The following is a 22,005-nucleotide window of genomic DNA, read 5'->3' on the forward strand; positions in this document are numbered from 1 at the left end:
CCCCATAAAGCAGGAGGGATGTCATTGAAAGCCTTATTTGAGAAGGAAAAAAATTACTGGAGTCATAAGCTGGAATCTGAGGATCATATCATCTGTCTGCCATACACCAACGACGTGTCCAAGGATACAACTGCAACGAGTTCAAATTTCCATACGTACACGCTCACATTTCCATCTGAAATTTCCGGGCGAATATCGTCTATAACAGGTGGGGCTCCATGGGCTGTGTTTATGGTTCTGCTTGCTGGAGTAGAAAGCCTATTACATAAATACACAGGTGAGGAACGTGTGCTGCTGGGCATTCCGGTAGCCAAGTCTGGCAACGGTGCTACAAAGCCGATGAACCATCTACTTTTACTGAAAAACACGCTGGATTCCGCAACGACCTTCAAAGCCTTGCTGTCTCAAATCAAAACCTCCGTCAGCGAAGCTATTGAGCACCAAAATATTCCTTTTTGGAACTATACCGAGGGGCTTGAAATTCCACGTAACGAGGACGAAAAGCCGCTTATTCACACCACGGCGTCTCTGCAAAATATCCATACTGCCGATTTTTTGAATCATGTACAATCTGAGCTGGAATTCCAATTTCAATGGGAAAATGCAGCGGTTTCTCTGAACGTGAAGTATAATAGCGACCGTTATAACGAGGCGACGATTGAACGCTTTGTTGAGCAGCTGTTGCGCTTGTACACCATTGTTTTGGATCAGCCAGAGCTGGCGATTTCCGCAGCACAAGTGCTGTCAGAGCAAGAAGTGGAGCAACTGGTTCATACATTCAACGATACAGCTGCGGATTATCCACGTCATGCGTCCATTCATGAGTTGTTCGAGAAACAGGCGAAGCAGACACCGCAGCAGGTGGCGGTAGTGTTCGGAAGAGACAGCCTGACCTATGGAGAATTGAACGAAAAGGCCAATTGTCTAGCTCATACATTACGTAAGCAGGGGGTCTGCACCGAGCAGACGGTCGGCATTGTGGCTGAACGCTCGATGGAGATGATCGTCGGTATGCTCGCGATTCTCAAAGCAGGCGGAGTGTATGTACCGATTGACTCCGATTACCCGGACGAGCGCGTGCGCTATTTGCTGGAAGATTCCGATGCAAAAATACTGCTGGTACAGCGTATGGAACATCGACCCGCTGATTTTACAGGAACTGTGCTCGACCTGAGCGATTCCGCAATCTATGGAACGAATGACTTAAACCCGCTCTATTCCATTTCCGCCAATTCTGAGCTTGCTTCTACTACAACCACGCAGTCAGAACAACCGAAGGCAACCGCTGCTGATCGCTTGGCCTATATCATGTACACCTCAGGGACAACCGGCCAGCCGAAAGGGGTTATGGTGGAACACCGCAATGTCGTCCGTCTAGTGAAAAATACAAACTACGCGCAATTGAATGCCGATACGCGCATTTTGCAGACCGGGGCCGTTGTCTTTGACGCGTCCACCTTTGAAATTTGGGGTGCGCTATTGAATGGTGGACAGCTGGTACTGGTGAGTCAGGAGGTCATTTTGGACGCGTCCAAGCTCAAGGAAGCGGTCCGCAGCCATGGCATTACCACGATGTTTCTGACCACACCGCTCTTTAACCAGTTGTCCCAGCAGGATCTGGCGCTGTTCGAGGGGATACGGGAGCTGCTGGTCGGCGGAGATGTGATGTCCGTTCCACATATGAACCGGGTGCTGGAGGCTCATCCTTCCCTGCGGATGATCAACGGCTACGGCCCGACAGAAAACACCACCTTTTCCACAACGCATGCGATTACCAGCGTGCAATCGGAATCGGTGCCAATTGGCAGCCCGATCCATAACTCGACGGCGTATGTCGTAGACCGTTCGATGCAGCTCCAGCCTGTCGGGGCATGGGGTGAGCTGCTCGTCGGTGGTGACGGGGTGGCCCGTGGATACCGCAACCGCCCTGACCTGACGGCTGAAAAGTTCGTAGACAGTCCGTTCCGCAGCGGAGAACGCTGCTACCGTACAGGCGACTTGGTGCGGTGGAGTGCGGACGGGGCGCTGGAATACAAGGGACGGATCGACGCACAGGTGAAAATCCGGGGCTACCGGATCGAACTGGGCGAGGTGGAGGCGCAGCTGTTAAAGTTGGAAACAGTGCGTGAAGCCGTCGTGATTGCACATGAGGATGAGCAGGGGCAAAAGCAGCTCTGCGCTTATGTGGTGACCCATGAGGGAGTAACAGCAAGTGAGTTGCGCAGCGCCTTGAGTCAGGAGCTGCCGGGCTACATGGTGCCGTCATATTTTGTACAGATGGAGCAATTGCCACTCACGCCCAACGGCAAGGTGGATCGCCGGGCGTTGCCGCAGCCGGAGGGAAGTGTAAGCTCAGGCGCAGAATATGTACCTCCTCAAAATCAATTACAAATACAACTGGTGAGTATCTGGAAAGATGTGCTGGAGCTTGACCGCATCGGGATTAAGGATAACTTTTTTGAAGCGGGAGGGCACTCCTTGCGGGCGACACATGTCATATCGCTTATTCATAAGGAACTGCACAAAAATGTGCAGCTAAAGGACCTGTTCCAGCACCCGACGATTGAACAGCTTGCACACGTTATTGAAGCGCTGGAGCAAACCGCCTATAAATCCATACCTGTTTCGGAGAACAAGCCATTTTATGCGGTATCCTCGGCACAAAAACGGATGTATATCCTCAATCAGCTTGACGGAGCGGGAAATAGCTATAACATACCTGGCGCCCTGACACTGACAGGTCCACTTGATCATAAAACACTGGATAATGCGTTCCGCCAGCTTGTTGACCGCCATGAAACATTGCGTACAAGCTTTGAAAGCATAAATGGTGAGCCTGTCCAGCGGGTGCATGATGAGGTTCCTTTTTGCATGGAGCTGATTCATGCCCACGGAGCTAACCAGAAGCAAACGGATGAGCTGGTACATGGCTTTGTCCAGCCGTTCGATCTTGCGCAAGCTCCGCTATTCCGGGCTGGTCTGGTTGAAATCGGGCCAGAGCATCATATTTTGCTGCTGGATATGCACCATATCATTTCGGACGGTACCTCTATAAATGTGCTGATTCAGGACTTCATCCGTTTATACGCAGGCGACACGTTGCCACCGCTGCGCATTCAGTATAAGGACTACGCCGCCTGGCAGCTAAAGCAGCAGCAAGGTGAGCGCTACCGGGAGCAGGAAAGCTACTGGCTGAATACTTTCGCAGGAGAGCTACCTGTGCTGGATATACCAACCGATTATCCACGTCCGGCGACGAGAAGCTTTGAAGGAGATGTGCTGGAATTTACGCTCGATCAACGGCAAAGCGAAGGATTAAAAAGCATTGCGGTACAGACGGAATCGACATTATATATGGTGCTATTAGCTGCCTATACGTCTTTGCTTAGCCACTACAGTGGGCAAGAGGATATTATCGTCGGTTCGCCGATTGCGGGACGGCCCCATGCTGATCTTGGTAGCCTGATCGGGATGTTCGTGAATACACTGGCAATCCGCAATTACCCGGAAGGGGGTAAGACATTCCGCGATTATGTATTGGAGGTCAAGGAAAACGCGCTGAAGGCGTTTGAACATCAGGATTATCCGTTTGAAGAGCTGGTGGACAAGCTGCGCGTGGATCGAGATTTAAGTCGCAATCCGTTATTTGATACCATGTTTGCTCTGCAAAATTTGGAGCAAAAGGAGCAGCGGCTGGAAGGATTGCAATTAATACCCTATCCGAGTGAACAAAATACCGCGAAATTTGATTTGAGTCTGTTCGCGATGGAGGATGGGGAGCAAATTGCCTGCGGTCTTCAATACGGAACCCGGCTGTACAAACGGGAAACCATCGAACGACTGGCTGCACATTTGCAGCAGCTTATCCATGCGGTGATAGAACAGCCGGATATCGCTCTTTCGGCTATTGAAATGGTTTCGTCCCAAGAAAAAGAGCAGATTGTGCAGCAATTCAACGATACCGTAGCAGATTATCCGTATCCACGGGATCAAGTGCTGCATGTGCTGTTCGAAGAACAGGCAGCACAATCACCGGATCGGCTGGCCGTTACCTTTGCGGACACACAGCTCACTTACCGCGAGCTGAATGAACGCTCCGACCGTCTGGCACGTATACTCGCTTCCCATGGGATACGGCGCGGCTCCGAGCCAGAGATACAGCGAGTAGGGATTATGGCGGAGCGCTCCATTGAAATGATCGTCGGCATGCTGGCGATTTTAAAAGCCGGGGGGGCTTATGTTCCCATTGATCCCGAATATCCTGAGGAGCGTATTCGTTATTTACTGGAGGATTCCAGTGCTAGGCTGTTACTTTCACAGCGACGTGAGCAGGTTCCTTTTGAACCAGGCATTCCGATCATAGATTTGAGTGATGAACAACGATGGAGCAGCGAGAATGTATTTTACGATCCTACGGATGAAGCTGCTGTTACTCCCATTGAGGGATCTTCCTCAGATCTTGCGCATGTCATATACACCTCTGGTACGACAGGCAAGCCGAAGGGTGTTATGATCGAGCATCGTAATGTTGTCCGTTTGGTGAAAAATAAAAGCTACGTCACACTTAACGAAAATATGCGTTTGCTGCAAACGGGTGCAGTGGTGTTCGATGCCTCTACGTTTGAAATCTGGGGAACGCTGCTGAACGGGGGTCAACTGTATGTGGTAAGTCATGACACTATTTTGGACGCCGCCAAGCTCAAACAGGCGATTGACAAGTATCATATTAACACCATGTTCATGACCACGGCTTTATTCAATCAGCATTCACAGCAAGACATTGGCGTGTTTGCCTCCCTGAAGGAATTGCTTGTGGGTGGTGATGTATTGTCCGTGCCACACGTCAACCGTGTGCTGAAGGAGCACCCGCAGCTTCGGCTGATCAATGGTTACGGTCCGACGGAGAACGCTACCTTTTCCACCACCTATGACATTACAGAACCGCAAACTCAGGCTGTTCCCATTGGACGTCCGATTGATCATTCGACCGCGTATGTGGTCAATCGTTCATTGAAGCTGCAGCCTGTCGGGGCCTGGGGCGAGCTGATCGTCGGTGGCGACGGCGTGGCGCGAGGATATCTGAATCGCCCAGAGCTAACGGCGGAAAAGTTTATAGAAAGTCCATTCCGGCCCGGAGAGTACTGCTATCGTACAGGGGATTTGGCGCGTTGGCGTGCAGATGGCATATTGGAGTACAAGGGACGAATGGATGAGCAGGTCAAAATTCGTGGCTACCGCATCGAGTTGGGTGAAATTGAGACCCGATTGTCCACCATTGCAGGTGTGAAGGAATCCATTGTTACAGTACAGCAGGACGATAACGGGCAAAAACAGCTGTGTGCCTATTTCGTAACAGACAGCGAATTAAGCGCCAGCGACTTACGTAACGTTTTGTCACAGGATCTGCCTGGCTATATGGTGCCTTCCTATTTTGTGCAGCTTACCGAGTTGCCTTTGACGCCGAACGGTAAAGTAGACCGCAGGGCGTTGCCTGCACCTGAGCACAATGTGGATACAGGCATGGATTATGTGGCACCCGAGACGGATGTCCAGCAAGCGCTGGCTACCGCCTGGGGGGCAATTCTTGGGATTCAGCGAGTGGGCATACAGGATAACTTTTTCCATCTGGGTGGCGACTCCATCAAGGCCATTCAAGTGTCGTCCCGATTGTTTCAGGCTGGATACAAGCTGGAAATGAAGGATTTGTTCAAATACCCGACGATTGCAGGACTAAGCCAATGGATTCAGCCTGTTAACCGAATAGCCGAGCAGGGAGAGGTTACAGGATCTGTTTTGCTTACACCGATTCAGCGTTGGTTTTTTGAACAGTCAACGGCAGAGCCGCACTATTTTAACCAATCTGTCATGCTTTATCGGCAGGAAGGCTATGATGAACAGGCACTTCGGCAGTCGCTCCATCAGATTACATCGCACCATGATGCATTGCGTATGGTTTTTCGTTCGTCGGAGAACGGGTACACGGCATGGAATCGTGGTATAGAGGAAGGCGAACCATACCATCTGGATATTTTTGATTATAGGGACAGCGATGTAAACGAGGGCGATTTGGCGAAGATGATTGAAGCCAAATGCAATGAAATTCAATCCGGCATTTCCCTAAGCGAAGGGCCGCTCATGAGGCTGGGGCTGTTCCGTTGCCCGGATGGAGATCATCTGCTGGTCGTGATTCACCATTTGGCGGTGGACGGGGTATCCTGGCGCATTTTATTCGAGGATTTGGCGGCTGCTTATGATCAGGCCTCCAAGGGTGAACCGGTGATTCAGTTGCCTCATAAAACGGATTCGTTCCAAACGTGGGCCGAGCAGCTTTACGATTATGCCAATAGCCCAGCTATTGAACGTGAACGCTCGTACTGGGAGGAGCTTGCACAAGCTGAGCTGGCTCCCTTGCCGCAGGATTACGGGCATCATGAGCACGAAAAGCCGTTGATTGGTGACAGTGAGTCGGTTACCGCTGTATGGACAGGTGCGGAGACAGAGCAACTGCTCAAGCAGGCCAATCGTGCCTACCACACGGAGGTTAACGATCTGTTGCTGACGGCGGTAGGAATGGCATTGCAAGCGTGGAGCGGAAATGAACGTTTCCTGATACATCTGGAGGGGCATGGACGCGAATCTATTTTACCTGAGGTAGACATTACCCGAACAATAGGGTGGTTTACAAGCCAATATCCTGTTTTGCTTAATACACCGGAAGAAATGGCTCTTTCGCAACGGATTAAGCATGTGAAGGAAGGACTGCGCAACATCCCGCAAAAAGGGATCGGCTACGGCGTGCTGAAATATGTAGCCGATCGCCAGGAACAGGCGGCACCTCCAGCCAGATTTACAGCAGAACCGGAAATCAGCTTTAACTATTTGGGACAGTTTGATCAGGATATGAAGGGGAACGACCTGCAGTCATCCACCTACGGTGGAGGCATGCCGCTAAGCCCAACCATGGCACGGACGTATACGCTGGATTTTAACGGCATGATTTCGGGTGGCCAGCTGGGTCTGACGATCAGCTATAGTCGTACCAGCTATCGACCGGAGACGGTAGAGCGATTGGCGAAATTACTGGAATTGAGCCTGCGTGAAATTTTGACGCATTGCATCCATAAAGAACACCCGGAGCTGACCCCAAGTGATATTTCCTATAAAGGAATGAGTGTGGAGGGCTTGGACAGCCTGTTAACTGAAATGGGTACTGCGGGTGAGGTCGACAATGTATATGCACTGACCCCGATGCAAAAAGGGATGCTGTTTCACAGCCAGCTGGATAGTCAAGCAGCCGCGAATGACGCGTATTTTGAGCAGGTTTCTTATGATATGCGAGGTCGGATGGACATTCAGGCTTTTGCAGAAAGCCTGAATATTCTGGTTCGGCGACATGAGGCGCTGCGTACACATTTTTATTTTGGCCGGGATACGGAACCGTTGCAGGTGGTGTATCGAAGTCGGGATTGCGGCTTTCAATATGAAGATTTACACAAGCTGGATGTGGATACAAGGGATACCTGGGTGAAAAGCTTCGAGTTGGAAGATAGAGCACGGGGCTTTGATCTGCGTCGGGATGTCCTGTTGCGTGTAGCGATTTTACGTATCGGAGAAGATAGCTATCATTTTGTATGGAGCTTCCATCATATCGTCATGGACGGCTGGTGTCTGTCCCTTATAAATAAAGAAGTGTTTGAAAGCTACGCAGCACTTCAGGAGGGCAGAGTGCCAGAGTTGGCACCGGCAGTGCCGTACAGCAGCTATATTGAATGGCTGGAAGCACAGGATCGCAAGGCGGCAGCCAACTACTGGAGCAGCTATTTATCCGGGTATGAGCAGCAAACAGCACTACCAGCTGTAAAATCCGGTCGCAAGAGTGAAGGCTACGCGGCCAGCGATTGGGCGACGGATTTGGAGCGTGAGCTGTCCCTCCGGGTGGAGGAGACAGCTAAGCGGTATCAGGTGACCATGAATACGTTATTACAAACCGCATGGGGGATTGTGCTGCAAAAATATAACAACCACAGTGATGTCGTATTTGGCAGTGTCGTCTCAGGTCGTCCATCGGATATTATAGGGGTCGAGGCTATTATCGGCTTATTCATTAATACCATTCCCGTTCGCATCCGCAGTGAGGCAGGGGAATCTTTTGCAGAAGTTATGAAGAAAATGCAGGAGCAGGCGCTGGCTTCTCATGCGTATGACACGTATCCACTGTTTGAAATTCAGGCATTGACCGAGCAGAAGCAGGATTTAATTAACCATATTATGGTGTTTGAAAATTATCCGGTGGAGGAGCAGGTCGAGGAGATGGGAAGTGACGGTCAGGAACCATTCCCGATTTCCAACGTGGTGGCTGCCGAGCAGACCAACTACGATCTGAACGTCGTCGTTATGCCGGGAGAATGCATAAAGATTCGTTTTATGTATAACGCGTTAAGCTTTGATCAAACAGATATTGAGCGTCTGCATGGACATTTTGTGAATCTGCTGGAGCAAATTTTGCTTAACCCGAATGTTTGCGTAGAAGAGCTGGAACTGGTTACAGCGGCGGAAAAACAACAGATTACAGGAGAGTTTAATGACACTGCCTCTGCATATCCACACAATCAGACGATCCAAAAACTGTTTGAGGAGCAGGCTGAGCGCACGCCGGATCATATTGCCGTAGCTTTGGGTCATCAATCATTGACCTATCGGGAGCTCAATGAGACAGCCAACCGATTAGCGCATACGCTGCGGGATGCAGGGGTGAAATCCGATGAACCTGTCGGCATTCTGACGGAGCGCTCGCTGGATATGATTACTGGAACACTCGCTATTTTGAAGGCTGGAGGCGCGTATGTGCCGGTAGACCCTCAATATCCAGAGGACCGTATCCGTTATATGCTGGAGGACTCAGGAGCCAAGCTGCTGCTGGCTCAGCAGGATTTATTGGACCGTTGCTATTTTGACGGACAGATTGTCAATCTGAATGATGATGATTCTTACAGCACGGATCATTCCAATCTGGGGATAGATGGAGCGGGCAATCATGCTGCTTATGTTATCTATACCTCAGGTTCAACAGGCAAGCCTAAGGGCGTCGTAGTTGAGCATCAAAGTGTCGTGCGCTTGGTGCGCAATACGGATTATGTGCCGTTCGATGAATCGATTCGAATGTTGCAGACTTGTGCGTTTGTATTCGATGTGTCTACGTTTGAAATTTGGGGCGCGTTGCTAAACGGCGGTCAGCTTGTACTCGTGCATAAGGATGATCTTTTGGACGCGGCCAAGCTCAAGGAGACGATACGGGATCATCGCGTCACCATGATGTGGCTGACCACACCGTTATTTAATCAGCTTTCGCAGCAGGACAGTCAATTGTTCGGAGATGTGAAGTATTTGCTGGTTGGTGGTGATGTTTTGTCTGCGCCCCATATTAACCGGGTCCTGCGTGACAATCCGAACATGAACATCATTAACGGCTATGGGCCAACGGAAAATACAACCTTTTCGACGACGTACCACATTACGGAAGAGCAGTTGGATTCTGTGCCGATCGGACGTCCCATCCGCAATTCGACGGCATATGTTGTGGATTCGTCATTTAACCTGCAGCCAGTCGGAGCCTGGGGTGAGCTGGTTGTCGGCGGAGACGGAGTTGCACGCGGTTATCTGAACCGTCCTGAGCTAACGGCCGAGAGATTTCTTGCTAACCCGTGGATAGATGGAGATCGCCTGTACCGTACGGGAGACCTTGTTCGCTGGCGTGAAGATGGCATGCTGGAATACGCTGGACGGATTGATCAACAGGTTAAAATTCGCGGTTACCGGATTGAGCTGGGCGAGGTGGAGGCGCGGCTGGCAAGTGTACCGTCCGTACGGGATAGCGTTGTTATCGCTTTGCGGGATGGAGTAGGCCAGCAGCAATTATGTGCTTACTTCACTTCCGATGAACAGCTGACTGTCCGCGAGATTCGGGCTGTGCTGTCGGGTAGTCTGCCGAGCTATATGATTCCATCCGCATTTGTACAGCTGGATCGGTTTCCGCTGACGACCAATGGCAAAATCGACCGCAAAGCGTTACCTGTGCCGGACAAAGCGTTGCACACGGGCATAGAATATGTCGCACCGCGAACCGATGTGGAGCAGTTGCTGGCAGCCATTTGGCAGGAAGTGCTCGAAATCCCGCAAGTGGGTATTCACGATGACTTTTTCACGTTGGGGGGACATTCCTTGAAAGTGCTGGAGCTTGTACGCAAAGTTCACCTTGCCACAGACATCGAGCTTCCAATCCGCAGTGTTCTGGAGTTCCCGACCATAGAAGAGCAGGCGCTCGCATTATTAAAATCGGATTTGCAATCCAAGGCAGATAGTCCAATCATTCGTTTGAATGAACACGGTCCGGTCTCCATCTTCTGCTTTCCGCCCATGCTTGGATACGGGCTGTCGTTCGCGGAGCTTGCGAAACAACTGGATCAGGACGCAGTCGTGTATGGATTGGAGTTCGTAGATGATGCTGCGGATGAGCAAGAAATGTTGGCACGGTATGTTGATTTGATCGTTAGCACGCAAGCGCAAGGACCGTATGTGCTGCTTGGTTATTCCATAGGCGGTAATCTGGCGCATAAGGTTGCCGGTACGCTGGAGCGTCAAGGTCATGCTGTATCCGACATTTTGATGCTCGATTCGGTCAAAAGGAAGGAAGCACTGCCCTTCACAGTCGAAGAAACAGAGCAGGAAATTCATGACATGCTGGAACAGGTTCCCGAATCCTACCGTGAGCTGTTGAATGAAACGTACCAGCGTAAAATGATCGATTACGCGGTGTATGGCAACCAGCTTGTGAACACAGAGAGCGTTCAGGCGAATATCCACGGCTTTGTCGCCGTTGGATCGGAAACGGTCAAGGGTACAGGAGATAACCGACTTTTATGGAAAGACGCTACACAAGGAAGCTATGAAGAGCATAGTTTGATTGGCAATCATTATGAACTGCTGGAACTCGGATTTATCGAGGAAAATGTAAAAAGTATCCGTACCGCAATACAAAACATAACCCGGAACATGGACAAAGATATGTCACAAGATTTGGCACATCATAATTCTTGAGAATCTACGGTCGTTGATTTGACTGGAGTTCACTAATTTTTAATCTGTAACCCATGAATCCTGATCGAACATGTAAGAAGCCTACTGCTTACGTGATTCGATCAGGATTCGCTCTATCATCTGCACTCCCGCTATGGGAAGTGCGATGATTCCATAGCGCCATGCTGATGGCTCCGAATCCGAGTGAAAATATCTGCTCCGCTATGCAATCACCGCACCGTTCAATCGAGAAGCCAACTTCATATATAAGGATGGTACTTCACATGAAGAATAAAGGCATTTGTTGCCTATCCGTATTCATAGCATCGTTGTTTTTCTGGAACCTGTTCAGTGCCCCGGCTTGGGCAGAAGGCAGCATAACACCGGATCAATTGGAGAAATCAGTGAACCAAATCATGAGTACGGAGCTGGAAAAATTGCATATTCCGGGGGCCGCTGTCGTCGTGACCCAAGGAGATCAGATTTACTTCAGCAAAGGGTACGGATATGCGGACCTAAAGCAGAAGATGGCTTTTGACCCGACTAAGACGATTGTACCCGTCGGCTCGCTGACCAAATCGTTCAGTGCAACCGCCGCTATGCAACTGGTAGAGCAGAACAAGCTTGATTTGAACGAGGACGTGAACGCCTATCTCAAAAGCTATAAAGCTTCGCAATTTCAAAATCAACCTTTTAATCTGCATCAGCTTTTGACACACACATCTGGATTGGACGAAGCAGTGTACGGCATTAACAGTCTGACCAAAGCAGGCTCACTGCCCACAGATCAGTATCTCAGTGCCTATTTTCAAAATCAGCCTCCCATCCATAAGCCCGGCGTTCAGTATGACTACAGTAATGTGGCCTACGGGCTGGTCGGTAATCTGGTGGAGCAAGTGAGCGGGCAAGGGCTGAACGACTACCTCCGTACCCATTTGTTCAACCCGATGGATATGCCCAGTGCGACACTGGATTTGCCGCTAAATAATCCTGCATTGGCCCAATCGTATCGGTGGAATAATGGAACGTATCAGAATCAGCCTTCTTTGTATATTAACCTGCCGGGAGCAGGGGCGTTAGACGTCACGCCAAATGAATTTTCACATTATCTGATCACTCATTTAAACGAAGGCAAGTATGAGGGAAAGGCGGTGCTTCAGCCACGAACCGTAAAAGTTATGCATGCACAGCAATTTGCAGCCGATGCGCGTCTGGATGGCGTGGGCTACGGATTTTTTCGAGGTCAACTGGAGACGGGAGTACCCATGCTGTGGGCTACAGGGGAAATTGATGGCTTTATTTCCGAAATGGTACTGATTCCGTCCCAAAAAATCGGTATTTTTGTGACCATCAATTCGGCTAACTCGGGCGTCGAGCTTCATGGAGAAGTCATAAATGCGATAGCCCAAATGCTGCCCGCCGAGTCGCAGGCTGCTCCTCAATCATTGACTCATTCTGCCACGGAAGTGAAGCTTTCGCCAGAGATGGAGGGAGTATATCAGGTAAGTCTGAACCCTGTTCATGGTTGGGGCAAATGGATTCGGATGCTGGGAAGCATTAAATACACCCTTAGGATTCAAGATGATCACACGTTAATCGTCAACGGAGAGTACCCGAATGAAAATGAAGCAACGGACAAAACCTTTCAAGCGGCAGGCGATGGGTTGTTTGTGGAAAAGGGAGGACAGCTTAAAATTTTGCTGTATCAGCAAAATGGTACATGGACGATGATCGCCCCGGATAGTAAAACCATGAAGCAGACGACACTTTGGCACCGTACCTGGATGTTGCTAGGTAGCTACGCTGCCGCCTCCTTGTTTTTCATCACAACCCTGCTGATTTGGATCGTAAGGTATGTGATAAGAGTAATCCGCAAAAATAAAGCTCACATTTCTTCCACCCTTGCATTCATCGCGTTACTGAATACGATTTTTCTCGGCGTGCAGTTTATTTATGGTAACAGTCAGATTGTATATGGCTATCCCGCCTGGTATATCTGGGGGATTTGCACGCTCCCGCTGATTTCAGCCCTCATTGCCGTATGGGTATTGATCGTGAATGGCGCAAAGCTGATTACAGAAGAGAGGAAGACCAAAGTTACCGGAAAAGTCCTGTTTGCGATCATCACGTTATTGCACACGGTATATCTTTTCTACTGGAACTTCCTTCCTATTCATGACTCCTAAACATTTACAAAAATCGCATGTCCGAACATAAATGAATGCTAAAGTTTATACTGGGAGAGCCGAATATTCCTTTTAAACAAAGCGAACAGGCTGCAATGGAACAGTATGTAAAAGCAGGCAACAGCATTTTCTTCATTGGAGATCACTATAATGCGGACCGCAACAAGAACCGCTGGGACGGATCAGAGAGTATTAACGGCTACCGTCGCGGAGCATGGGAAGATTCTGCCAAGGGAATGAGCGCGGAAGAAAAAAGCTCGGCAGCGATGCAGGGCGTAGTCAGCTCAGATTGGCTGGGCAGCCAGTTTGGTGTGCGTTTTCGCTACAATGCATTAGGCGATATTACCGCCAATCAGATTGTCCAGCCTGCGCAAGCGTTCGGCATTACAGCAGGAGTGAGCAATGTCGCAATGCACGCGGGATCAACGCTGGCGATTATCGACCCGGCGAAAGCCAAGGGCATTGTATACCTGCCTGAAACAAATCAGGCTTGGGGGAATGCGGTAGATCAGGGCGTCTATAACGGAGGCGGCATACCAGAAGGACCCTATGCAGCCGTATCTAAAGTAGGATTAGGCAAGGCTGCCTTCATCGGAGATTCATCTCCTGTTGAAGATGCGACACCGAAATATCTGCGCGAAGAAACAGGAACCAAGAAGACGACGTATGACGGCTTTAAGGAGCAGGATGATGCCGTGCTGCTGGTTAATATCGTCGACTGGTTGTCCGAGAAGGAGAACTATACCAGTCTGACAGATGTGAAAAGCTTGCAGCTTGACCAGCCGACAGCACTGCTGCCTTTTGAAGAGCCGCAGGCTTCGACGGAGCCACAAGTCGAGCCTTGGTCCGCTCCCGCAGCTGGTTACAAATGGTGGGATCAGCAAACTTTCAAGGCTGGCTCCTATGGCGGACCTACTGCCAGTGCACAGCCCGTGTACAGCATCGTTCGTCAGGAACAGTTGCCGAATGCAGAGCCTTTTCAAATTCGGATTGCAGCCGATCAACTTGCACCGAATACAACGGTTAGCGGATTCAGCACAGGTATTTATGTAGCGGGCGGCAATCAGGTAGCCCAGAATCAAAACCCGGATGGAAGCTGGCCGACCCCTTACAGCTATAGCGGAACATTCAGCCTGGAGTCCGACAGCAAGGGGCACGCCTACAAAGACCTCACCGTGCGGATCAAGCCGGGAACCAGCGGCTCGGCCAATCTTAGGCTGAGACAAAACGGCAGCAACCTGCTAACCCAATCGGTCGTGTTGGCTGATGTTCCAGCCCAGCCGTTGCCCGAGGAAGGGAATACCGTTCCGGCTCGTATCAGTGTTGCAGAAGCACGGAGTCTCCCGGCTGGCAAAGTGGTTACACTGGAAGGTACGGTGACGACCGAGCCGGGTGCATATGGCGGCCAAGCCTTTTATGTGCAGGATGAAAGCGGCGGTATTTATGTATATCAAAACCAAAGCGGTTTTCACCAAGGCGATCAGGTGAAGATTACGGCAGCCTTGGCGCTGTATAACAGCGAGCTGGAACTGACCGATCCGGTAGCCATTGAAAAAACAGGAGAAGGGCAGCTTCTCGAAGCTCTACGGATCACCGAACTAAGCGATGCTAACCAAGGACGGTTGGTCGAGCTTCCACATGCCATCATTCGTAATGTAGTAGACGCGACTCCCGTGGGCTCGTTTGAATTTGATGCGGTGTCCGGCGAGGTAAGCCACCATGTGCGTGTGGATGCACGTACAGGCGCAACACGGACCTCTTTTCCATATCAAGAGGGACAGCAAGTGAAGATTAAGGGGATTTCAGCGATTTTCAAAGGGGATTACCAGTTAAAACCTCGTGGTCTCGATGATTTTACAGCTCAGGCAGGGGCGGCATTGCAAGAAGTGAAGCTTTCGCTGGATCAAACAACCCTCAACGTTGGGGATACAGCAGTAACACATCTCCGTGGTACGCTCACGGATGGCATCGAAGCGGATTTAAGTCATGCTTCCGTTCAGTATGCCAGCAGTCATGAGTCTGTTACCCTTGATACGTATGGACAAATTAAGGCAGAAAAAGAGGGGAGCGCCGAGATTACGGCTAGCGTAACCTTGGACGGTAAAACGGTCGTATCCAATCCTGTAACCGTTACAGTCCAGAAAGCAGTTGCAGGCGAAGTGCCGGGCAAACCTGTACTGTCCCATGATAACGGGCAGAATACCGGATTGAGGGACGGCGATTATAATATCACCATGAATCTATGGTGGGGTACGAACGGTGATGAACTCAAGCTGTATGAAAACGGCGAGCTGATCGGAACTCGACCGCTGAAACCAGTTTCCCCGGGGCACAGAACGCAGTCATCCCGGTAACGGGCAAGGCAAATGGCACTTATACGTACACCGCCGAGCTGATCAACACTTCCGGTAAAACGGTTAGTGACCCGTTAATCGTCGAAGTGACCGATGCTTCGCCCGGCATTCCGGTGCTGTCTCACAACAACTGGGATGGGGACGGCAATTACACCGTTGCTATGAACATGTGGTGGGGCACGAATGCGACCCAATACAATTTATATGAAAATGGAAAGCTGGTCGACACGCAAGAGCTGCCGAACCAAACGCCGAAGGCCCAAAGCGCAGTCACAGATATCCAAGGCCGCAAATCGGGCACTTATGCGTATCGGGCCGAGCTCATCAATGCCTCAGGAGAAACTTCCGGCAAAACGATAATCGTCGAAGTAAAGGACTGTTAAATCGTAAGGGCATCTATTGACTTTTCGAGAGTCGATAGATGCTCTTTTTTTGTTCGGGCTGTCGTTCCTCATGTCTGTTCAAGGTTCCCATCCGAATATCGGTATCATTACTAAAAAGCCCTCGCGAACGGGGACCTGCCCATTTAAGATTGAGTGGGTTGAGCCGAGAGGTTATCTATATTGGTGGAGCCAAAGAAAAATAAAAAAATCAGAATAGTGATAATGATAAACTCTGCAAAATGCTCTCCGTCAAACTCACTTGCCGCAAGCTCACTCACCGCAAATAACCCCTTTCGTAATCGGCATATTACTTTTCCATTTTCTTTTGAAAGGCTTGTATTACTTGATCTAGCGTCATATTCCCGTTATCATTTAAAAATTTTACCATGTTATCGACATTGGAAGGGTCTGCTCCTAATGTTTTGTATTTTCCCGTTAATCCTACAGTTAGAGTTGCTTGTCTGTATAAAGTAACGGAATCGACGTGCAGCTTTCCTGTTAATAACAGGGCTGCTACCACGATCTCCACATTTTTTCCATGCAGGGCGGAGAAGATCGCCGAGTTACTATTTAACCCGTTTTTTTTTTGTCCGTTGGGGTTAGGGGATGATTTGGATTTCTGATTACGATTTCGGTTTCCATTTCCGTTATTTCCCAAGGAAGTCATTGAATCTTCCTCCCGCCATATGCTGTCCATGCCCGTCTTTATGCCATTGCGGGACAAGGACAACGGAACTGCGCGTGCTCATTCAAAATGCCGTTATATTCATATGATATGCGAACAAGAAAGCGTTGGTTACTGTAAGAATAACCCTGTCTGAGTGACCTCGGCTCCTATACCCTATAATTTCTTTTCGCATGTTGATCGAATATAGGTTAAACTACAATAAAGCAAGCCAAATAGGAGTTGTATATAAAATATGTCGAATGAAGAAGTTTTGTTGACTAAAGAGGGATTGACCAAGCTGGAGGATGAGCTTAAGGAACTGAAGACCGTAAAACGTAAGGAACTCGCCGAACGCCTTAAGCTGGCGATCAGCTACGGCGATTTGAAAGAAAATAGTGAGTATCACTCAGCCAAGGATGACCAAGCGTTTATGGAAACCCGGATTCTCATATTGGAGAAGATGCTAACCAAAGCCCGGGTCGTGGATGAGAGTAATTTGGATCTTAGAACCGTTAGTATCGGATCGACAGTTATTCTGAACGATATTGAATTTTCCGAAAAGGTGGAATACAAGATTGTAAGTCCTGCCGAGGCGGATGTGCTGGATAACAAAATTTCCTATGAAAGCCCTCTAGGCAAGGAGCTTTTGGGTAAAGAAGTGGGCAGTATCGTTCATGTGAATGCACCCATGGCTGTCATCAAATATGAATTGCTCGAAATTAAGCTAACGTAATCCGTTCCCGATTCCCTTGTATGAGGGGGCCGGGTTTTTTACAGCACGTTTTTAATCATATAGCCGCCCCACCGGAGCGCAGGCTGCGCTCCACATGCAAGACAGGGGTTACATCGTATCTGCTATAACACTGCAAGCTAGTCCGTCATTAGAAAACCAGCGTTCTCCAATGCAGCACAGGCTTCATTAATTTTGGCTTCATCCGGGGCTTGCAAGGTATGAAGGTGAATACCTCCAGTCAGTTGGGACAGATAAGTTGCTTGGGTGGAGCTGATTTTGTGGATAAAATCGTCCACTTCCTTGCGGGTTCCAACCCGAATCGGAGCAGTCAGATCGCCGTATACGGGATGCTCTACAATAACATCCTGTACACTTACGCCATAGTCGACGATCAGCTTTAGTTCCTCTTCTGTCTGTTCAGGTCGGTGCTTACACACGATAATACGCGAGGCCTGAGGGGCAGCCTGACCCGCAGGTTCCATATAAATGTATCCTTGGCTCGTCGCAAGAATAGGCTCTTGGCTTGCTTTTAACAGAGATATATCCTGCACGATTACTTGTCTGGAGACAGATGCCCTACGTGCCAGTTCGCTCCCGGTCAGCGGGGATTCGCTCTTAAGCCACAGTAATAGCTGTTCGCGGCGTTCCGTGCCCATCCGTTTTAAAGGTTCAATCAACGGGATAAGCTCCTTTCTTGTCTGCTTGTTAAGTCTGTTAAAATATCCACCAACACATCCAGATCCCCGGTGGTTGTCGTTTTTCCGAAGGAAATACGGATAAACTGCAATGCCTCCCGACCGGATGCTCCAAGCGCTTGCAAGGCAGGAGAAGGCTCATGATGTCCAGCAGCACAGGCGCTTCCGGTGGATATACAGACACCGCTACGGTTACATTCCAGCATAACATATTGTCCCTCATAACCGTGAAAAAAACATCCCAGAATATGACTGAGTCTGTCAATCTTGTTGTTTTCCTGTGCGGCCAAACGCAATGGAATTGATCTTTCCTGAATTTTGGTGAAAAAATACTGTCTCAGCGCGGCATATCGTTCCTGATGTAGCTTCATTTGCTCTGTCATCATTTCCGCTGCCGCAACAAACGCCGCAATGCCGGGAACGTTGACCGTTCCGGGGCGAAACCCGTTTTCATGCAGTGTATCAGGATACACAGGGCGCCACGGGGTTCCCGGTTTGAGATATACAGCACCAACACCTTTCGGACCATACACTTTATGGCTTGATACGGAGAGGGCATCCACCCCCATAGTTGCTACATCAATGGGAATATTCCCAAAGGTCTGTACTGCATCACTGTGTAGCAAAATACCACGATCTCGCAGTAGGGTAGAAAAGCCAGCAAGATCCTGAATCAGTCCAGTTTCCGAATTGGCATGCTGTACGGATACAAGCCCAGTGTCTTCTCTGAGATGAGGTAAGAGAATGTCACGGGTGATTCGTCCTTCCTTGTCTGGCTGTACAATGGTCAACTCATAGCCCTGCCGCTCCAGCAAAGTAGCAAGATTGTACATCGAATGGTGTTCCAGGGCGCTCATAATCCAGTGCTTTTTATGCTGTGGCAGTCCGTTCAGGATGGACTGTACGGCCAGCATGTTAGACTCCGTTCCTCCTGTTGTAAAATAAACTCCTTCCTTTTGACCTCCAATCATGTTTGCGATCCGTTGTCTGCTATAATCCAGTGCATAAGCTGCTTGACCGCCCGCATCATGGAGGCTACTGGCATTTCCGAACATTTCCTTATTTAATGTGTTATACATATTCAAAGCTTCGTCACACATCGGTGTAGAAGCGGCATAGTCCAGATAAATCATGGCGAATCTCCCCCTGCTAAAAATAATTCCATCCAAAAGGCCTTGAGATTATTGTAGGCATGTGTAAATATAAGTGTCAAGACACTTGTAAACATATATGAACACACAACGCTTGTCTGTTCGTGGGAAGACGGGCAGACAGCCGCAAAGATAATGGAGGGATTTAAATGTCAATGCTTGACGTTTTACAAGGAAATCGTGGACTCATGCCAGAGTACTACAAGACACTGACGATTGCTGATATGGAGCAGCGTGTCGCCCAATTGAAGCAAAAATGGGGCCAAAAGCTGCTTATTCCGGGCCATCACTATCAGAAGGATGAGGTTATTCAGTTTGCAGATATGACAGGGGATTCTCTTCAGCTTGCCCAAATGGCGGCACAAAATCAGGAAGCGGAATTTATTGTGTTTTGTGGAGTGCATTTTATGGCAGAAACAGCGGATATGCTGACTACGGATCGGCAAACGGTCGTGCTGCCGGATATGCGCGCAGGCTGCTCGATGGCAGATATGGCGAATATGGAGCAGACAGAACGGGCCTGGAAGCATTTGCAGGAGATGGTAGGCGACACGATCATTCCGCTGACCTATGTGAATTCCACAGCAGAAATTAAAGCTTTTGTGGGGAGGCATGGCGGGGCTACGGTGACCTCTTCGAATGCCAAGCAGGTGCTGGACTGGGCGTTGAAGCAGAAGGAACGTATTTTGTTTTTGCCGGACCAGCACTTGGGCCGTAATACAGCTTACGATCTTGGCATTCCGCTAAATGAAATGGCCGTCTGGAATCCAATGACCGATCAACTGGAGACGGAACGTGACCCGGCAAGCTTGAGAATTATTTTATGGAAAGGGCATTGTTCTGTTCATGAAAAATTTACGGTTGAGAATATCCATCGTATCCGTGAGCGCGACGAGAGCATCCGGGTCATCGTTCACCCTGAATGTTCACATGAGGTTGTTCAGCTTGCAGATTGCGCAGGTTCCACGAAATTCATCATCGACACGATCCATGCGGCAGAGCCGGGGACAAAATGGGCCGTTGGCACGGAAATGAATCTCGTGCAGCGTATCCTGCAGCAGTACCCTGAACAGCAGATTGAATCGCTTAATCCCGATATGTGTCCCTGCCTGACGATGAACCGGATTGATCTTCCACATCTGCTGTGGACGATGGAGCAGATTGACCGTGGAGAGCCTGTTGGTGTGATTCGTGTCAACGATCAGGTTAGCCAGGATGCTGTGCTGGCACTGAATCGTATGCTTGCTATTCGTTAAGGGTTTTTCCAGCCTGTATCTCTATTTAAAGGTTAGTCGCTTGCCCAGTTTCGTGCTATAATCGTAGCAACGAACCGAAGGAGGTGAATCCCTTGTTTGAGCTTCAAGACCTGCTCCCCTATTTATTTACGATCGGCTTGCTGTGTACTGTAACCTACGCATATCTCGCTCATTTGTACGGCAATGTGCCCGAATGCTGGATAGAAGGCGGGCTCGTGCGGTCGCATGCTTCTCCGCTGATGCCGTTAACTGCCCGTGGGCAGGACATGCCTGTCCGGCTGGCACGTCATATCCGGCGTAAGGAAGCGCCGGATGAAGACGCGTCAGATTGTCCCTCCTCGTTGAACGATGGCACAGCCAATCAACGAGGAGGAACATATGAAACGATTCAAGGGATTCACCTTTTGGGGTAAAAAAGAACGGATATTCGGAATCATGGTAGCGCTGGCGGTGGTTATGTTGCTTTCCGGCTGCGGCGCGAATGCTGCGGAGATTAATGCACAGACACCCGGATTTTTTAATCATTATGTGGTGTTCCCGCTATCCTGGCTCATTCAGCAACTAGCGCAATGGTTTGGCGGAAGCTTTGGACTGGCGATCATGTCATTGACGTTAATCGTCCGTCTGGCGTTACTGCCGCTTATGATGCGACAAACGCGCGCCCAACAGGGGATGAAGCGCAAAATGAGCGCTATGCAGCCTGATTTGGACCGCATTAAGAAAAAGTACGAGAACAAGAAGGATGGCACTAGCCAGCAGAGTATGCAGCAGGAAATGATGTCGCTTTACAAAGAGCATCAATTTAATCCGCTGAATATTGGCTGTCTGCCTATTCTCATTCAGCTACCCATATTGAGCGGTATGTACACAGCCATCCGGCTTACCCCGGAACTGGCGTCTCATTCATTCCTATGGTTCCGACTCGGGCAGCCGGACTGGATTTTGGCAATCTTCGTCGCAGCTGTTTACTTGGCACAGGCCAAGCTTTCTCAGCTTCAAATGACGGCTGAACAACGCAAGCAATTTGCCATCATGGGATATCTTTCACCCATCATGATGGCGGTCTTTTCCTTCAATGCCCCTGCAGCCATGCCATTATACTGGACAGTAAGCGGCACCTTTTTGCTGCTCCAGTCGCTATGGTTCCGTAAACGTTATCCAACGGAGGAAGCAGTGGATAAGGTGAAGCTCGACGAAGTAACCCCCAACACCTTAGAACGAATATAGTGGCTTTAGCGTACACGTATTTAGTCACATCATAAATAGATGCCTCTTGAACCGTAAAGGTTGGAGGCATCTATTTCATTTTCAGACATCAACTTTTTGAAGTTTTCAGCTTTACTCTAAAGCATAACCTCATCATGATAAGGATAAACGAAATATGGGTACAGTAAATAAATACACTATGCAGACTAGGGCGTGTATTCAAACTACAAAACAAAGTTAAATCGTGGTAAATTAAGAAGTATGAAGAGACGATACGAAATCCAAGATGATCAGTGGAAAA

At 49.4% G+C, this 22,005-nt stretch carries 10 protein-coding genes and 1 pseudogene; 7 read left to right on the plus strand and 4 right to left on the minus strand.

The annotated features are described in order from the left end of the window. The first annotated feature begins 24 nt into the window (after window positions 1-24). The 3 genes and pseudogenes from ACWGOO_RS17435 to ACWGOO_RS17445 form a co-directional block, all read left to right on the plus strand. Window positions 25-11,094: an amino acid adenylation domain-containing protein gene (locus ACWGOO_RS17435; RefSeq protein ID WP_452485445.1), complete on the plus strand. Its 11,070-nt coding sequence runs from the start codon at window positions 25-27 to the stop codon at window positions 11,092-11,094. Between the two features lie 263 nt (window positions 11,095-11,357). Then, window positions 11,358-13,259, plus strand: a complete 1,902-nt coding sequence (locus ACWGOO_RS17440; RefSeq protein ID WP_452485447.1) for a serine hydrolase domain-containing protein — start codon at window positions 11,358-11,360, stop codon at window positions 13,257-13,259. Between the two features lie 44 nt (window positions 13,260-13,303). Continuing rightward, window positions 13,304-15,996 (plus strand): annotated as a pseudogene (locus ACWGOO_RS17445) (endonuclease); the annotation flags it as partial. A gap of 143 nt (window positions 15,997-16,139) precedes the next feature. On the opposite strand, the gene ACWGOO_RS17450 reads toward ACWGOO_RS17445, so the two are convergent. Together ACWGOO_RS17450 and ACWGOO_RS17455 are read right to left on the minus strand one after the other, a co-directional pair. Further along, complete coding sequence (locus ACWGOO_RS17450) at window positions 16,140-16,274, minus strand: hypothetical protein (protein ID WP_452485449.1); 135 nt, start codon at window positions 16,272-16,274, stop codon at window positions 16,140-16,142. Window positions 16,275-16,303: 29 nt separating this feature from the next. Continuing rightward, a complete protein-coding gene (locus ACWGOO_RS17455; protein WP_452485450.1) occupies window positions 16,304-16,663 on the minus strand; it encodes a hypothetical protein in 360 nt (119 codons plus the stop codon). Window positions 16,664-16,916: 253 nt separating this feature from the next. On the opposite strand from ACWGOO_RS17455, the gene greA reads away from it, so the two are divergent. After that, window positions 16,917-17,396, plus strand: a complete 480-nt coding sequence (gene greA, locus ACWGOO_RS17460; protein WP_452485452.1) for a transcription elongation factor GreA — start codon at window positions 16,917-16,919, stop codon at window positions 17,394-17,396. A gap of 137 nt (window positions 17,397-17,533) precedes the next feature. Here the strand turns inward: greA and ACWGOO_RS17465 are convergent, their stop codons facing one another. Both ACWGOO_RS17465 and ACWGOO_RS17470 read right to left on the minus strand, forming a co-directional pair. Beyond that, window positions 17,534-18,073 carry a 3H domain-containing protein gene (locus ACWGOO_RS17465; protein ID WP_452485454.1) on the minus strand — a complete coding sequence of 180 codons (540 nt, stop codon included), beginning with the start codon at window positions 18,071-18,073 and terminating at the stop codon, window positions 17,534-17,536. Further along, window positions 18,070-19,224, minus strand: coding sequence for an IscS subfamily cysteine desulfurase (locus ACWGOO_RS17470; protein WP_452485456.1), 1,155 nt, complete (start codon window positions 19,222-19,224; stop codon window positions 18,070-18,072). The genes ACWGOO_RS17465 and ACWGOO_RS17470 overlap by 4 nt, the downstream gene beginning before the upstream one ends. A 167-nt stretch (window positions 19,225-19,391) precedes the next feature. Here ACWGOO_RS17470 and nadA point away from each other — a divergent pair, with 167 nt between their 5' ends. From nadA to yidC, 3 genes are all read left to right on the plus strand, one after another. After that, entirely contained in the window at window positions 19,392-20,498 is a 1,107-nt protein-coding gene (gene nadA, locus ACWGOO_RS17475; protein WP_452485458.1) for a quinolinate synthase NadA, read from the plus strand. Window positions 20,499-20,581: 83 nt separating this feature from the next. Next, complete coding sequence (locus tag ACWGOO_RS17480; protein ID WP_452485460.1) at window positions 20,582-20,911, plus strand: hypothetical protein; 330 nt, start codon at window positions 20,582-20,584, stop codon at window positions 20,909-20,911. Then, a complete protein-coding gene (gene yidC, locus ACWGOO_RS17485; RefSeq protein ID WP_452485462.1) occupies window positions 20,877-21,725 on the plus strand; it encodes a membrane protein insertase YidC in 849 nt (282 codons plus the stop codon). Before ACWGOO_RS17480 ends, yidC begins: the two co-directional genes overlap by 35 nt. The last annotated feature ends 280 nt before the right edge of the window (window positions 21,726-22,005 follow it).

The sequence above is a fragment of the Paenibacillus sp. NPDC055715 genome (genome assembly GCF_053617595.1).

Excerpts from the sequence above, each read along its gene's own strand:
- ACWGOO_RS17440 (WP_452485447.1), top strand. The coding sequence starts at position 11,358 with ATGAAGAATAAAGGCATTTGTTGCCTATCCGTATTCATAGCATCGTTG.
- ACWGOO_RS17455 (WP_452485450.1), bottom strand. The coding sequence starts at position 16,663 with ATGACTTCCTTGGGAAATAACGGAAATGGAAACCGAAATCGTAATCAG.
- greA (WP_452485452.1), top strand. The coding sequence starts at position 16,917 with ATGTCGAATGAAGAAGTTTTGTTGACTAAAGAGGGATTGACCAAGCTG.
- ACWGOO_RS17470 (WP_452485456.1), bottom strand. The coding sequence starts at position 19,224 with ATGATTTATCTGGACTATGCCGCTTCTACACCGATGTGTGACGAAGCT.
- nadA (WP_452485458.1), top strand. The coding sequence starts at position 19,392 with ATGTCAATGCTTGACGTTTTACAAGGAAATCGTGGACTCATGCCAGAG.
- yidC (WP_452485462.1), top strand. The coding sequence starts at position 20,877 with ATGAAACGATTCAAGGGATTCACCTTTTGGGGTAAAAAAGAACGGATA.